Origin of the sequence: Escherichia sp. HH41S, assembly GCF_009820115.1 — a bacterium.
Classification (GTDB): Bacteria; Pseudomonadota; Gammaproteobacteria; order Enterobacterales; family Enterobacteriaceae; genus Escherichia; species Escherichia coli_F.
In genome coordinates, this window is sequence record NZ_VNXE01000083.1 from 13440 (window position 1) to 26221 (window position 12782).

The following is a 12782-nucleotide window of genomic DNA, read 5'->3' on the forward strand; positions in this document are numbered from 1 at the left end:
AGGTTTGTTGGAGAAAGAAAATGGCAAGATATTTGGGTCCTAAGCTCAAGCTGAGCCGTCGTGAGGGCACCGACTTATTCCTTAAGTCTGGCGTTCGCGCGATCGATACCAAGTGTAAAATTGAACAAGCTCCTGGCCAGCACGGTGCGCGTAAACCGCGTCTGTCTGACTATGGTGTGCAGTTGCGTGAAAAGCAAAAAGTTCGCCGTATCTATGGTGTGCTGGAGCGTCAGTTCCGTAACTACTACAAAGAAGCAGCACGTCTGAAAGGCAACACCGGTGAAAACCTGTTGGCTCTGCTGGAAGGTCGTCTGGACAACGTTGTATACCGTATGGGCTTCGGTGCCACTCGTGCAGAAGCACGTCAGCTGGTTAGCCATAAAGCAATTATGGTAAACGGTCGTGTTGTTAACATCGCTTCTTATCAGGTTAGTCCGAATGACGTTGTAAGCATTCGTGAGAAAGCGAAGAAGCAGTCTCGCGTGAAAGCCGCTCTGGAGCTGGCTGAGCAGCGTGAAAAGCCAACCTGGCTGGAAGTTGATGCTGGCAAGATGGAAGGTACGTTTAAGCGTAAGCCGGAGCGTTCTGATCTGTCTGCGGACATTAACGAACACCTGATCGTCGAGCTTTACTCCAAGTAAAGCTTAGTACCAAAGAGAGGACACAATGCAGGGTTCTGTGACAGAGTTTCTAAAACCGCGCCTGGTTGATATCGAGCAAGTGAGTTCGACGCACGCCAAGGTGACCCTTGAGCCTTTAGAGCGTGGCTTTGGCCATACTCTGGGTAACGCACTGCGCCGTATTCTGCTCTCATCGATGCCGGGTTGCGCGGTGACCGAGGTTGAGATTGATGGTGTACTACATGAGTACAGCACCAAAGAAGGCGTTCAGGAAGATATCCTGGAAATCCTGCTCAACCTGAAAGGGCTGGCGGTGAGAGTTCAGGGCAAAGATGAAGTTATTCTTACCTTGAATAAATCTGGCATTGGCCCTGTGACTGCAGCCGATATCACCCACGACGGTGATGTCGAAATCGTCAAGCCGCAGCACGTGATCTGCCACCTGACCGATGAGAACGCGTCTATTAGCATGCGTATCAAAGTTCAGCGCGGTCGTGGTTATGTGCCGGCTTCTACCCGAATTCATTCGGAAGAAGATGAGCGCCCAATCGGCCGTCTGCTGGTCGACGCATGCTACAGCCCTGTGGAGCGTATTGCCTACAATGTTGAAGCAGCGCGTGTAGAACAGCGTACCGACCTGGACAAGCTGGTCATCGAAATGGAAACCAACGGCACAATCGATCCTGAAGAGGCGATTCGTCGTGCGGCAACCATTCTGGCTGAACAACTGGAAGCTTTCGTTGACTTACGTGATGTACGTCAGCCTGAAGTGAAAGAAGAGAAACCAGAGTTCGATCCGATCCTGCTGCGCCCTGTTGACGATCTGGAATTGACTGTCCGCTCTGCTAACTGCCTTAAAGCAGAAGCTATCCACTATATCGGTGATCTGGTACAGCGTACCGAGGTTGAGCTCCTTAAAACGCCTAACCTTGGCAAAAAATCTCTTACTGAGATTAAAGACGTGCTGGCTTCCCGTGGACTGTCTCTGGGCATGCGCCTGGAAAACTGGCCACCGGCAAGCATCGCTGACGAGTAACCGGATCACAGGTTAAGGTTTTACTGAGAAGGATAAGGTCATGCGCCATCGTAAGAGTGGTCGTCAACTGAACCGCAACAGCAGCCATCGCCAGGCTATGTTCCGCAATATGGCAGGTTCACTGGTTCGTCATGAAATCATCAAGACGACTCTGCCTAAAGCGAAAGAGCTGCGCCGCGTAGTTGAGCCGCTGATTACTCTTGCCAAGACTGATAGCGTTGCTAATCGTCGTCTGGCATTCGCCCGTACTCGTGATAACGAGATCGTGGCAAAACTGTTTAACGAACTGGGCCCGCGTTTCGCGAGCCGTGCCGGTGGTTACACTCGTATTCTGAAGTGTGGCTTCCGTGCAGGCGACAACGCGCCGATGGCTTACATCGAGCTGGTTGATCGTTCAGAGAAAGCAGAAGCTGCTGCAGAGTAATCTGAAGCAACGTAAAAAAACCCGCCCCGGCGGGTTTTTTTATACCCGTAGTATCCCCACTTATCTACAATAGCTGTACTCTTTTTGTTCATCCCCTGGAGTATTTATGTGGTTACTTGACCAGTGGGCAGAGCGCCATATAGCAGAAGCGCAAGCGAAAGGTGAGTTTGATAACCTACCTGGTAGCGGCGAACCATTAATCCTGGATGATGATTCCCACGTGCCACCAGAATTACGTGCGGGGTATCGCTTGCTGAAGAATGCCGGTTGCTTACCGCCAGAACTTGAGCAACGGAGGGAAGCAATACAGCTTCTGGATATCCTCAAAGGTATCCGTCATGATGATCCGCAATATCAAGAGGTTAGTCGTCGATTGTCATTACTGGAATTGAAGCTGCGACAAGCTGGATTGAGTACCGATTTTTTACGCGGCGATTATGCTGACAAGTTGTTGGACAAAATCAACGATAACTAGTGGAGTATGTATGTATCGCATTGGTGAGCTGGCAAAAATGGCGGAAGTAACACCCGACACGATTCGTTATTACGAAAAGCAGCAGATGATGGAGCATGAAGTACGCACCGAAGGTGGGTTTCGCCTGTATACTGAAAGCGATCTCCAGCGATTGAAATTTATCCGCCATGCCAGACAACTTGGTTTCAGTCTGGAGTCGATCCGCGAGTTGCTGTCGATCCGTATCGATCCTGAACACCATACCTGTCAGGAGTCAAAAGGCATTGTGCAGGAAAGATTGCAGGAAGTCGAAGCACGGATAGCCGAGTTGCAGAGTATGCAGCGTTCCCTCCAACGCCTTAACGATGCCTGTTGTGGGACCGCCCATAGCAGTGTTTATTGCTCGATTCTTGAAGCTCTTGAACAAGGGGCGAGTGGCGTTAAGAGTGGCTGTTGATTTTTTACACTGGCAGGATTACACTCGCGCCGTTAAATAACCAATTGGAGTTTTTATGAGCCGATATCAGCATACTAAAGGGCAGATAAAGGATAATGCGATAGAAGCATTACTACATGATCCTTTATTCCGACAGCGTGTAGAGAAAAATAAGAAGGGGAAAGGTAGTTACATGCGAAAAGGAAAACATGGCAATCGGGGAAACTGGGAGGCCAGTGGCAAGAAAGTAAATCACTTTTTTACCACTGGCCTTCTGCTTTCAGGGGCTTTTTAAGAGCGGTTATTCTGCTCTTTCAGCAAATCACGGATCTCGGTCAGTAATACTTCTTCTTTAGTTGGTGCAGGTGCAGCTGCTGGTTCTTCTTTTTTCCGATTCAGTTTATTGATTAGCTTAATCGCCATAAAGATGGCAAAGGCCACAATCAGAAAATCAAAGACGTTTTGAATGAAGACACCGTAATGCATAACGACTGCTGGGATATCCCCTTGCGCATCGCGTAGCGTGACAGCAAACTGTTTAAAGTCGATCCCACCAATTAATAAACCCAGCGGCGGCATGATGATATCGGCAACCAGTGAAGAGACAATCTTACCGAAGGCCGCACCGATAATGACACCCACTGCCAAATCCACCACATTTCCGCGCATTGCAAATTCGCGAAATTCTTTAATAATGCTCATGTTATTCTCCCTATAAAGCCGACAATCATAAGTCTAACAAATGTTAAGCTATTTTCCTGCCGGGAATGAATTTAATTAATCCTTGAAAAGAAAAGGGAAATAATAAGGCGCCAGAAGACGCCTTATTAATTACAAGAAGAAAGGACTTGGCTGGAAGAGACGTTCGACGTCGGTAATAAACTTTTTGTCCGTCAGGAACATAATTACATGATCGCCTTGCTCAATACGCAGATTGTCATTGGCAATCATCACATCATTGCCGCGTACTACAGCACCAATAATCGTTCCTGGTGGTAGCTTGATTTCATCAATGACTCTGCCCACAACGCGTGAGGTGCTTTCATCACCGTGAGCAACAGCTTCAATAGCTTCTGCAACACCGCGGCGCAATGAGGAAACACCAACAATATCGGCTTTTCGCACGTGACTAAGCAACGCAGAAATAGTTGCTTGTTGTGGTGAAATCGCAATATCGATCACGCTCCCCTGAACCAGATCCACATAAGCGCGACGCTGGATCAATACCATCACCTTTTTCGCACCCATACGTTTGGCAAGCATGGCGGACATGATATTGGCTTCGTCATCGTTGGTGACGGCAATAAACAGATCAACTTGATCGATATGTTCTTCGGCTAGCAGTTCTTGATCCGACGCATCACCAAAAAAGACGATCGTATTCTGCAACTTTTCCGCCAGTTCGGCAGCGCGCTGCTGATTACGTTCGATGAGTTTAACGCTGTAATCTTTTTCCAGACGACGCGCCAGCCCTGCACCGATATTACCGCCGCCAACCAGCATGATCCGCTTATACGGTTTTTCCAGACGTTGCAATTCACTCATCACCGCGCGGATATGCTGTGAAGCGGCAATAAAGAACACTTCATCACCCGCTTCAACAATGGTCGAACCTTGCGGACGAATGGGGCGATCGTGGCGGAAAATTGCTGCCACACGAGTATCGATATGTGGCATATGTTCGCGCATGGTCGAAAGTGCATTACCAATCAGCGGGCCGCCATAATAGGCTTTAACCACAGCCAGGCTGACTTTACCCTCAGCGAAGTTCACCACCTGCAGCGCGCCGGGATACTCAATCAGTCGGTAAATATTATCGATAACCAACTGCTCTGGTGCGATCAGATGATCAATCGGCACAGCATCTGAATGAAATAGCTTATCGGCATCGCGCACGTAGTCTGGTGAGCGGATACGAGCGATGCGATTAGGGGTGTTGAAAAGTGAGTAGGCTACCTGGCAGGCAACCATATTGGTTTCATCTGAACTGGTTACAGCAACCAGCATATCGGCGTCGTCGGCACCTGCCTCCCGCAATACGCGTGGATGAGAGCCATGCCCCTGCACGACCCGCAGGTCAAATTTATCCTGCAAGGTCCGCAGACGCTCACCGTTGGTATCGACAACAGTAATATCGTTGTTCTCGCCAACCAGGTTTTCCGCCAGTGTGCCGCCAACCTGGCCGGCACCCAGAATGATAATTTTCATCAGTCGCGACCCGTTATCTCATCACTTTTTGATTAGCTTAGCGTAAAAGAAGCCGTCGCCCTCTTCGGCACCAGGCAGATTTTGTTTACCCGGTTGCTCTGGTGTTCCTGTTTCGCAAAGTTCGGCATCAGCGGTACGTTGCAAAAAGGCTTTAATCTGCAGGCTATTCTCTTCCGGTAACACCGAACAGGTGGCATAGATCAGGGTTCCACCGGATTTTAAATGCGGCCAAATGGCGTCGAGAATTTCAGACTGCAATTGCGCGAGTTCCGGGATATCGCGATCGCGACGTAACCATTTAATATCCGGATGGCGACGAATCACACCGGTTGCTGAACAAGGCGCATCTAATAAAATGCGATCAAACTGTTGCTCGCCACACCATTGGGAAGGGTAGCGACCATCACCTTGTTTCACGGTCGCCTTCATACCAAGGCGTTTTAAATTGTCGTAAACGCGAGAGAGGCGCTGTTCGTCAATATCAACCGCAAGAACCTGCGCTTCTGGTGCCACCTCAAGGATATGCGTTGTTTTACCGCCGGGGGCGGCACAAAGATCCAGAATGTGTTCACCGTTTTGTGGCGCAAGCCAGGTCATGCAGCCTTGTGCTGATGCATCCTGAACGGTAACCCATCCTTCTTCAAAACCAGGTAGCACATGAACAGGTGCAGGTGTTTCCAGCCGTACAGCATCAGGGTAATCCGTATGCGGGAAGCCTTTCATTCCTGCTTCATCCAGTAAGGTAAGCCAGCTGTCGCGGGAATGATGCGTACGATTAACGCGCAGCCACATTGGCGGACGCTGGTTATTGGCTTCAATGATGGATTGCCATTGCTCTGGATACGCTTTTTGCAGACGCTTCAGCAACCAGGAAGGATGCAGATAACGTGCATCACTGGCATTAAACTCGGCTAATAACTCTTCTTGCTGACGCTGGAACTGGCGTAATACGCCGTTAATCAACCCTTTAAGTTGCGGACGCTTAATTGCGACAGCACCTTCAACCGTTTCAGCCAGCGCAGCATGAGGTGGAATGCGGGTATAAAGCAGTTGATACAAACCAACCATAATCAGGTAATGCACAGTGCGCTGTTTGCCGGTCATCGGACGGGCCATTAACTTATTAATCAGCCAGTCTAACTGTGAAAGCGTACGCAGTACGCCAAAGCACAACTCTTGAAGAAGTGCTTTGTCTTTATCGGAAACTTTTTGCTGGAGCGGTGGCAGAATGTTGCTTAATGATTGCCCTTGCTCGACGACTTGTTCAACGGCCTGTGCCGCCATACTACGTAAATTACGTTGTTTTTTCATAAATATAAAATAAAAATGCCCGGCAAGACCGGGCTTAGAAGAGTGGACTATCAGGCCAGACGGTTGCCCGGAACAAACCATTCCCGACGAGAATTCAGGAGGTCTTGCGCGCTCATTGCTTTCTTACCCGCAGGTTGTAACGAGAGCAGGTTCAGGATGCCATCACCCGTCGCAACCTGAATGCCTTGTTTGTTGGCTTCAAGGATCGTTCCTGGGGCAGCGTTGGTTGCCGTATCAATGACCGATGCTTTCCAGACTTTAACCGGCTGTCCTTCAATTTCCAGCCAGCTCATCGGCCACGGATTAAAAGCGCGAATGCAGCGTTCAAGCTGTGCTGCCGAGAGTGACCAGTCAATACACGCTTCTTCTTTACTCAACTTTTCAGCGTAAGTGACAAGAGTTTCGTCCTGAACTTCTGGTTTCGCCGTGCCGTCTGCTAGTTGTTTCAACGTGGTGATAAGCCCTTGTGGCCCAAGCTCTGCCAGTTTGTCGTACAACGTACCACTGGTATCTTCTGCAGTAATTGGGCAGGAGAGCTTATAGAGCATGTCACCGGTGTCTAAACCAACATCCATTTGCATAATGGTCACACCAGTTTCTGCATCACCCGCCCATAGTGAGCGTTGGATTGGTGCAGCACCGCGCCAGCGTGGCAGCAGTGAACCATGAACGTTGATACAGCCAAGACGCGGCATCTCCAGCACAGCTTTCGGCAGAATTAAACCATAGGCGACGACGACCATAACATCAGCCTGCAGGTCGGCGACCAGTTGCTGGTTTTCTTGTGGACGCAGGGAAACAGGTTGAAAAACGGGCAGACCTTTTTCCTCAGCCAGAACTTTAACCGGGCTGGGCATCAGTTTTTTACCGCGTCCTGCCGGTCGGTCTGGCTGGGTGAACACGCCAACGACGTTATGACCAGAAGACAACAGCGCGTCGAGATGACGCGCTGCAAAGTCAGGTGTACCCGCAAAAATAATACGTAGTGATTCTGACACGTTAATTCTTATCCTTAAGCCCGGGCTTTCAGACGATCCAGTTTTTCAACTTTCTGACGAATACGTTGTTGTTTCAGCGGTGACAGATAATCCATAAACAGTTTGCCGACCAGGTGATCCATCTCATGCTGAATACAGATGGCTAACAGACCGTCTGCTTCCAGTTCAAATGGTTTACCGTCGCGGTCCAGGGCGCGAATTTTAACTTTCTCTGCGCGTGGCACTAAAGCACGTTGTTCAGGGATCGACAGGCAACCTTCTTCAATGCCTGTTTCGCCGCTTTTTTCTAAAAGCTCCGGATTGATTAACACCAGCCGTTCGTCACGGTTTTCCGAAACATCGATAACAATGATACGTTGATGGATATCAACCTGGGTTGCCGCCAGGCCAATACCTTCTTCTGCGTACATCGTCTCGAACATATCATCGACGATACGCTGAATTTCTGCATTCACTTCTTCTACCGGTTTAGCAACTTTGCGAAGCCGCTCGTCCGGAATATGTAACACTTGCAAAACTGACATAAATCTCCAGAGATGTGTTCAGGAGTTAGAAAGATTATTTCTTCTATTCTAGACAAATCCCCCTCTGATTGACAGCATCACTGACCAATCGCAAAGATTGCTAAGGCTGCTTATGGCAGGGAGATAAGGATGGTCGATACAGAAATTTGGCTGCGTTTAATGAGCGTCAGCAGCTTGTACGGCGATGATATGGTCCGTATAGCTCACTGGCTGGCAAAACAGTCGCATATTGATGCGGTTATATTGCAACAAACAGGGCTTACATTGCGGCAGGCACAACGCTTTCTTTCATTTCCGCCAAAGAGTATTGAGAGCTCACTTTGTTGGTTGAATCAACCAAACCATCATTTAATCTCAGCGGATAGTGAATTTTATCCTTCCCAACTTCTGGCGACAGCAGATTACCCCGGTGCGCTGTTTGTTGCTGGAGAACTGCGCGCATTGCATTCATTTCAGCTTGCTGTAGTGGGGAGTCGGGCGCATTCATGGTATGGCGAACGCTGGGGACGATTATTTTGCGAAACTCTGGCGACGCGTGGAGTGACAATTACGAGTGGACTGGCGCGAGGAATCGATGGTGTGGCGCATAAAGCGGCCTTGCAGGTGAATGGCGTCAGCATTGCTGTATTGGGGAATGGACTTAATACCATTCATCCCCGCCGCCATGCCCGGCTGGCTACCAGTCTGCTTGAACATGGCGGAGCTCTCGTCTCGGAATTTCCCCTCGATGTTCCACCTCTTGCTTACAATTTCCCGCGAAGAAATCGCATTATCAGTGGTCTAAGTAAAGGTGTACTTGTGGTGGAAGCTGCTTTGCGCAGTGGTTCGCTGGTGACAGCGCGTTGTGCGCTTGAGCAGGGGCGAGAAGTTTTTGCCTTGCCAGGTCCAATAGGGAATCCGGGAAGCGAAGGGCCTCACTGGTTAATAAAACAAGGTGCGATTCTTGTGACGGAACCGGAAGAAATTCTGGAAAACTTGCAATTTGGATTGCACTGGTTGCCAGACGCGCCTGAAAATTCATTTTATTCACCAGATCAGGAAGACGTGGCATTGCCATTTCCTGAGCTCCTGGCTAACGTAGGAGATGAGGTAACACCTGTTGACGTCGTCGCTGAACGTGCCGGCCAACCTGTGCCAGAGGTAGTTACTCAACTACTCGAACTGGAGTTAGCAGGATGGATCGCAGCTGTACCCGGCGGCTATGTCCGATTGAGGAGGGCATGCCATGTTCGACGTACTAATGTATTTGTTTGAAACCTATATTCACACAGAAGCTGAGTTGCGTGTGGATCAAGACAAACTTGAACAGGATCTTACCGACGCAGGATTTGATCGAGAAGATATCTACAATGCCCTGCTTTGGCTGGAAAAGCTTGCGGATTATCAGGAAGGACTGGCAGAACCGATGCAACTGGCCTCTGATCCACTCTCCATGCGTATTTATACTCCTGAAGAGTGTGAAAGACTGGATGCCAACTGTCGTGGATTTCTTCTATTTCTTGAGCAAATTCAGGTGCTTAACCTTGAAACTCGTGAAATGGTGATAGAGCGAGTGCTCGCGCTGGATACCGCTGAGTTCGACCTGGAAGACCTGAAATGGGTGATCCTGATGGTGTTGTTCAATATTCCGGGCTGCGAAAATGCGTACCAGCAAATGGAAGAATTACTCTTTGAAGTGAATGAAGGTATGCTGCATTAATCATTTCTTTAATTCAGCATAAGTTGTTATGGCGAAATCAGCACTGTTCACGGTGCGTAATAATGAGTCCTGCCCAAAGTGCGGGGCTGAACTGGTTATTCGATCCGGGAAACACGGTCCGTTTCTTGGATGCTCACAGTATCCGGCGTGTGACTACGTCCGTCCTCTGAAATCTTCAGCGGATGGACATATCGTCAAAGTTCTGGAGGGACAGATTTGCCCTGCATGCGGCGCAAATCTGGTCTTACGCCAGGGGCGCTTTGGTATGTTTGTTGGTTGCAGTAACTATCCTGAATGCGAACATACCGAACTTATCGATAAACCGGACGAAACAGCAATTACATGTCCCCAATGTCGGACGGGCCATCTGGTCCAGCGCCGCTCCCGTTATGGCAAAACATTTCATTCCTGTGATCGCTACCCGGAGTGTCAATTTGCCATTAACTTCAAACCTATAGCCGGAGAATGCCCTGAGTGTCATTATCCGCTACTCATCGAAAAGAAAACCGCGCAGGGTGTAAAACACTTTTGTGCCAGTAAACAATGTGGAAAGCCGGTTTCGGCGGAATAATAACGTGAATAATAACCTGCAAGGAGACGCTATCGCAGCTGCGATAGATGTCCTCAATGAAGAACGTGTCATCGCCTATCCAACGGAAGCCGTTTTCGGTGTCGGGTGCGATCCTGATAGCGAAACAGCAGTGATGAGACTGTTGGAGCTAAAACAGCGTCCGGTTGATAAGGGGCTGATTTTAATCGCGGCAAATTACGAGCAGCTTAAACCCTATATTGATGACTGCATGCTGACTGACGCGCAGCGTGAAACCATTTTTTCTCGCTGGCCAGGTCCCGTCACCTTTGTCTTTCCCGCGCCTGCGACAACACCGCGCTGGTTGACGGGCCGCTTTGATTCGCTTGCTGTACGAGTCACCGACCATCCGTTGGTGGTTGCTTTGTGCCAGGCTTATGGTAAACCGCTGGTTTCTACCAGTGCCAACTTGAGTGGATTGCCGCCTTGTCGAACAGTAGACGAAGTTCGCGCACAATTTGGCGCAGCGTTCCCGGTTGTGCCTGGTGAAACGGGAGGGCGTTTAAATCCTTCAGAAATCCGCGATGCCCTGACGGGTGAACTGTTTCGACAGGGGTAACATAATGGAAAACTATGCTGTTTTTGGTAATCCAATAGCCCACAGCAAATCGCCATTCATTCATCAGCAATTTGCTCAGCAATTGAATATTGAACATCCCTATGGGCGCGTGCTGGCACCTATCAATGATTTCATTAACACACTGAACGCTTTCTTTAGTGCTGGTGGTAAAGGAGCGAATGTGACGGTGCCTTTTAAAGAAGAGGCCTTTGCCAGAGCTGATGAACTTACTGAACGGGCAGCGTTGGCTGGTGCTGTTAATACCCTCAAGCGGTTAGAAGATGGACGCCTGCTGGGTGACAATACCGATGGCGTAGGCTTGTTAAGCGATCTGGAACGTCTGTCTTTTATCCGCCCTGGTTTACGTATTCTACTCATCGGCGCTGGTGGGGCGTCTCGTGGTGTATTACTTCCACTCCTTTCTCTGGACTGCGCGGTGACAATCACTAATCGGACGGTATCCCGCGCGGAAGAGTTGGCTAAATTGTTTGCGCACACGGGCAGTATTCAGGCGTTGGGTATGGACGAACTGGAGGGGCATGAGTTCGATCTCATTATTAATGCAACATCCAGTGGCATCAGTGGTGATATTCCCGCGATCCCGGCATCGCTCATTCATTCAGGCATGTGTTGCTATGACATGTTCTATCAGAAAGGAAAAACACCTTTTCTGGCATGGTGTGAGCTGCGAGGTTCAAAGCGTAATGCGGATGGATTGGGGATGCTGGTGGCACAGGCGGCTCATGCCTTTCTTCTCTGGCACGGTGTTCTGCCTGACATAGAACCAGTTATAAAGCAATTGCAGGAGGAGTTGTCCGCGTGAATCAGGCCATCCAGTTTCCGGACAGGGAAGAGTGGAACGAGAGTAAAAAATGCGTTTGTTTTCCCGCTCTTGTAAATGGTATGCAGCTCACTTGCGCTATTACTGGAGAGAGTCTGGCGAACCGCTTTGCAGGAGATACGCCAGAACAGTGGTTAGCGAGTTTTCGTCAGCATCGCTGGGACCTGGAAGAAGAAGCAGAAAGCTTGATTCAGGATCAAAGCGAAGATGATCAAGGTTGGGTTTGGTTACCCTGATCCAGATACTCGTCCTTCCATTTCACGTAGTTATTCGCGGAATAGCGTAACCCGGCCTTCTCTTCATCACTTAACGGGCGGATCTGTTTGACGGGGCTACCGAGATACAGATATCCGCTCTCCAGCCGTTTATTTTGTGGGACCAGGCTACCCGCACCAATCATCACATCATCTTCTACTATTGCGCCATCAAGTAAAATTGATGCCATCCCAACCAACACTCGATTGCCAATGGTGCAGCCGTGGAGCATCACCTTGTGACCAACAGTGACATCTTCGCCAATGGTTAATGGGTTGCCATCTGGGTTGTACGAGGATTTATGAGTGACATGCAACATACTGCCATCCTGGATATTGGTGCGTGCTCCGATCTGTACATAATGTACATCTCCACGAATCACAACGAGCGGCCAGATCCCCACATCATCAGCCAAACGAACGTCACCGATCACTACACTACTATCGTCGATCATTACGCGCTGACCGATTTGTGGAAAAAGATCGCGGTATGGGCGTAAAACATCAGACATACTCACCTCAACAATAAATGATTTCCTAATGACTTTGGGTGCATTATTGGCCTAGTGCAAGTCTTTTAGTATGCAAAAAAGCACCGTTTTGTGTGCGAATGCAGCAAAAAGGGTGAAAAAACAACAAACAGAAAAAAAGATCAAAAAAGTACTTGTGCAAAAAATTGGGATCCCTATAATGCGCCTCCGTTGAGACGACAACGTGAAACACTTTACAAGATGGTCGTAACAACAAAGAGAAAAAATCCTGAAATTCAGGGTTGACTCTGAAAGAGGAAAGCGTAATATACGCCACCTCGCGACAGTGAGCTGAAAGC

General features: G+C 49.2%; 18 protein-coding genes. 12 read left to right on the plus strand and 6 right to left on the minus strand.

All coding sequences use genetic code 11. The features are described from left to right. The first annotated feature begins 20 nt into the window (after positions 1 to 20). The 6 genes from rpsD (at position 21) to arfA (ending at position 3265) form a co-directional block, all read left to right on the plus strand. A complete protein-coding gene (gene rpsD, locus FQZ95_RS15890) occupies positions 21 to 641 on the plus strand; it encodes a 30S ribosomal protein S4 (protein WP_000135224.1) in 621 nt (206 codons plus the stop codon). A 25-nt stretch (positions 642 to 666) separates the two neighbouring features. After that, positions 667 to 1656, plus strand: a complete 990-nt coding sequence (locus tag FQZ95_RS15895) for a DNA-directed RNA polymerase subunit alpha (protein WP_001162094.1) — start codon at positions 667 to 669, stop codon at positions 1654 to 1656. Positions 1657 to 1696: 40 nt separating this feature from the next. Next, the gene (gene rplQ / locus FQZ95_RS15900; RefSeq protein ID WP_001216368.1) at positions 1697 to 2080 is read left to right on the plus strand and encodes a 50S ribosomal protein L17; all 384 of its coding nucleotides are present in this window, start codon (positions 1697 to 1699) and stop codon (positions 2078 to 2080) included. Between the two features lie 106 nt (positions 2081 to 2186). Next, complete coding sequence (locus FQZ95_RS15905; RefSeq protein ID WP_088542416.1) at positions 2187 to 2555, plus strand: DUF1992 domain-containing protein; 369 nt, start codon at positions 2187 to 2189, stop codon at positions 2553 to 2555. Between the two features lie 10 nt (positions 2556 to 2565). Further along, on the plus strand, positions 2566 to 2991 hold the full coding sequence (zntR, locus tag FQZ95_RS15910) for a Zn(2+)-responsive transcriptional regulator (RefSeq protein WP_000285607.1): 426 nt from the start codon (positions 2566 to 2568) through the stop codon (positions 2989 to 2991). A 55-nt stretch (positions 2992 to 3046) separates the two neighbouring features. Continuing rightward, the gene (arfA, locus tag FQZ95_RS15915; RefSeq protein WP_000092697.1) at positions 3047 to 3265 is read left to right on the plus strand and encodes an alternative ribosome-rescue factor ArfA; all 219 of its coding nucleotides are present in this window, start codon (positions 3047 to 3049) and stop codon (positions 3263 to 3265) included. On the opposite strand, the gene mscL is transcribed toward arfA, so the two are convergent. The 5 genes from mscL to def all read right to left on the minus strand — a co-directional run bounded on the left by mscL (position 3262) and on the right by def (position 8011). After that, positions 3262 to 3672 (minus strand): large-conductance mechanosensitive channel protein MscL, encoded by a 411-nt coding sequence (gene mscL, locus FQZ95_RS15920; protein ID WP_000022442.1) that lies wholly within the window; start codon positions 3670 to 3672, stop codon positions 3262 to 3264. The genes arfA and mscL overlap by 4 nt on opposite strands. Positions 3673 to 3801: 129 nt before the next feature. Next, on the minus strand, positions 3802 to 5178 hold the full coding sequence (gene trkA, locus FQZ95_RS15925) for a Trk system potassium transporter TrkA (RefSeq protein WP_000691382.1): 1377 nt from the start codon (positions 5176 to 5178) through the stop codon (positions 3802 to 3804). A 21-nt stretch (positions 5179 to 5199) separates the two neighbouring features. Continuing rightward, complete coding sequence (gene rsmB, locus FQZ95_RS15930) at positions 5200 to 6489, minus strand: 16S rRNA (cytosine(967)-C(5))-methyltransferase RsmB (protein ID WP_088542417.1); 1290 nt, start codon at positions 6487 to 6489, stop codon at positions 5200 to 5202. A 50-nt stretch (positions 6490 to 6539) separates the two neighbouring features. Further along, positions 6540 to 7487, minus strand: coding sequence for a methionyl-tRNA formyltransferase (gene fmt / locus FQZ95_RS15935; protein WP_000004452.1), 948 nt, complete (start codon positions 7485 to 7487; stop codon positions 6540 to 6542). 14 nt (positions 7488 to 7501) lie between these two features. Then, positions 7502 to 8011, minus strand: coding sequence for a peptide deformylase (def, locus tag FQZ95_RS15940; protein ID WP_000114984.1), 510 nt, complete (start codon positions 8009 to 8011; stop codon positions 7502 to 7504). A gap of 129 nt (positions 8012 to 8140) precedes the next feature. Between def and dprA the strand changes: the two genes are divergently transcribed. The 6 genes from dprA to FQZ95_RS15970 are packed head-to-tail and all read left to right on the plus strand — an operon-like array spanning position 8141 to position 11935. Further along, positions 8141 to 9265 (plus strand): DNA-protecting protein DprA, encoded by a 1125-nt coding sequence (gene dprA / locus FQZ95_RS15945; RefSeq protein WP_039021472.1) that lies wholly within the window; start codon positions 8141 to 8143, stop codon positions 9263 to 9265. Beyond that, the gene (gene smg / locus FQZ95_RS15950) at positions 9237 to 9710 is read left to right on the plus strand and encodes a DUF494 family protein Smg (protein ID WP_088542418.1); all 474 of its coding nucleotides are present in this window, start codon (positions 9237 to 9239) and stop codon (positions 9708 to 9710) included. The genes dprA and smg overlap by 29 nt, the downstream gene beginning before the upstream one ends. A gap of 28 nt (positions 9711 to 9738) precedes the next feature. Then, entirely contained in the window at positions 9739 to 10281 is a 543-nt protein-coding gene (locus FQZ95_RS15955) for a DNA topoisomerase family protein (protein ID WP_001129718.1), read from the plus strand. A gap of 4 nt (positions 10282 to 10285) precedes the next feature. Beyond that, entirely contained in the window at positions 10286 to 10858 is a 573-nt protein-coding gene (gene tsaC / locus FQZ95_RS15960) for an L-threonylcarbamoyladenylate synthase type 1 TsaC (protein ID WP_001353637.1), read from the plus strand. 4 nt (positions 10859 to 10862) lie between these two features. Next, complete coding sequence (gene aroE, locus FQZ95_RS15965) at positions 10863 to 11681, plus strand: shikimate dehydrogenase (protein WP_000432883.1); 819 nt, start codon at positions 10863 to 10865, stop codon at positions 11679 to 11681. Continuing rightward, complete coding sequence (locus FQZ95_RS15970; RefSeq protein WP_001070585.1) at positions 11678 to 11935, plus strand: DUF1488 domain-containing protein; 258 nt, start codon at positions 11678 to 11680, stop codon at positions 11933 to 11935. The genes aroE and FQZ95_RS15970 overlap by 4 nt, the downstream gene beginning before the upstream one ends. Here the strand turns inward: FQZ95_RS15970 and FQZ95_RS15975 are convergent. Further along, a complete protein-coding gene (locus FQZ95_RS15975; RefSeq protein ID WP_001286209.1) occupies positions 11911 to 12465 on the minus strand; it encodes a gamma carbonic anhydrase family protein in 555 nt (184 codons plus the stop codon). The genes FQZ95_RS15970 and FQZ95_RS15975 overlap by 25 nt on opposite strands. Between the last annotated feature and the right edge of the window lie 317 nt (positions 12466 to 12782).

Excerpts from the sequence above, each read along its gene's own strand:
- dprA (WP_039021472.1), top strand. The coding sequence starts at position 8,141 with ATGGTCGATACAGAAATTTGGCTGCGTTTAATGAGCGTCAGCAGCTTG.
- smg (WP_088542418.1), top strand. The coding sequence starts at position 9,237 with ATGTTCGACGTACTAATGTATTTGTTTGAAACCTATATTCACACAGAA.
- FQZ95_RS15895 (WP_001162094.1), top strand. The coding sequence starts at position 667 with ATGCAGGGTTCTGTGACAGAGTTTCTAAAACCGCGCCTGGTTGATATC.
- FQZ95_RS15975 (WP_001286209.1), bottom strand. The coding sequence starts at position 12,465 with ATGTCTGATGTTTTACGCCCATACCGCGATCTTTTTCCACAAATCGGT.
- rpsD (WP_000135224.1), top strand. The coding sequence starts at position 21 with ATGGCAAGATATTTGGGTCCTAAGCTCAAGCTGAGCCGTCGTGAGGGC.
- arfA (WP_000092697.1), top strand. The coding sequence starts at position 3,047 with ATGAGCCGATATCAGCATACTAAAGGGCAGATAAAGGATAATGCGATA.
- FQZ95_RS15905 (WP_088542416.1), top strand. The coding sequence starts at position 2,187 with ATGTGGTTACTTGACCAGTGGGCAGAGCGCCATATAGCAGAAGCGCAA.
- zntR (WP_000285607.1), top strand. The coding sequence starts at position 2,566 with ATGTATCGCATTGGTGAGCTGGCAAAAATGGCGGAAGTAACACCCGAC.
- def (WP_000114984.1), bottom strand. The coding sequence starts at position 8,011 with ATGTCAGTTTTGCAAGTGTTACATATTCCGGACGAGCGGCTTCGCAAA.
- mscL (WP_000022442.1), bottom strand. The coding sequence starts at position 3,672 with ATGAGCATTATTAAAGAATTTCGCGAATTTGCAATGCGCGGAAATGTG.
- rplQ (WP_001216368.1), top strand. The coding sequence starts at position 1,697 with ATGCGCCATCGTAAGAGTGGTCGTCAACTGAACCGCAACAGCAGCCAT.
- FQZ95_RS15955 (WP_001129718.1), top strand. The coding sequence starts at position 9,739 with ATGGCGAAATCAGCACTGTTCACGGTGCGTAATAATGAGTCCTGCCCA.
- rsmB (WP_088542417.1), bottom strand. The coding sequence starts at position 6,489 with ATGAAAAAACAACGTAATTTACGTAGTATGGCGGCACAGGCCGTTGAA.
- trkA (WP_000691382.1), bottom strand. The coding sequence starts at position 5,178 with ATGAAAATTATCATTCTGGGTGCCGGCCAGGTTGGCGGCACACTGGCG.
- aroE (WP_000432883.1), top strand. The coding sequence starts at position 10,863 with ATGGAAAACTATGCTGTTTTTGGTAATCCAATAGCCCACAGCAAATCG.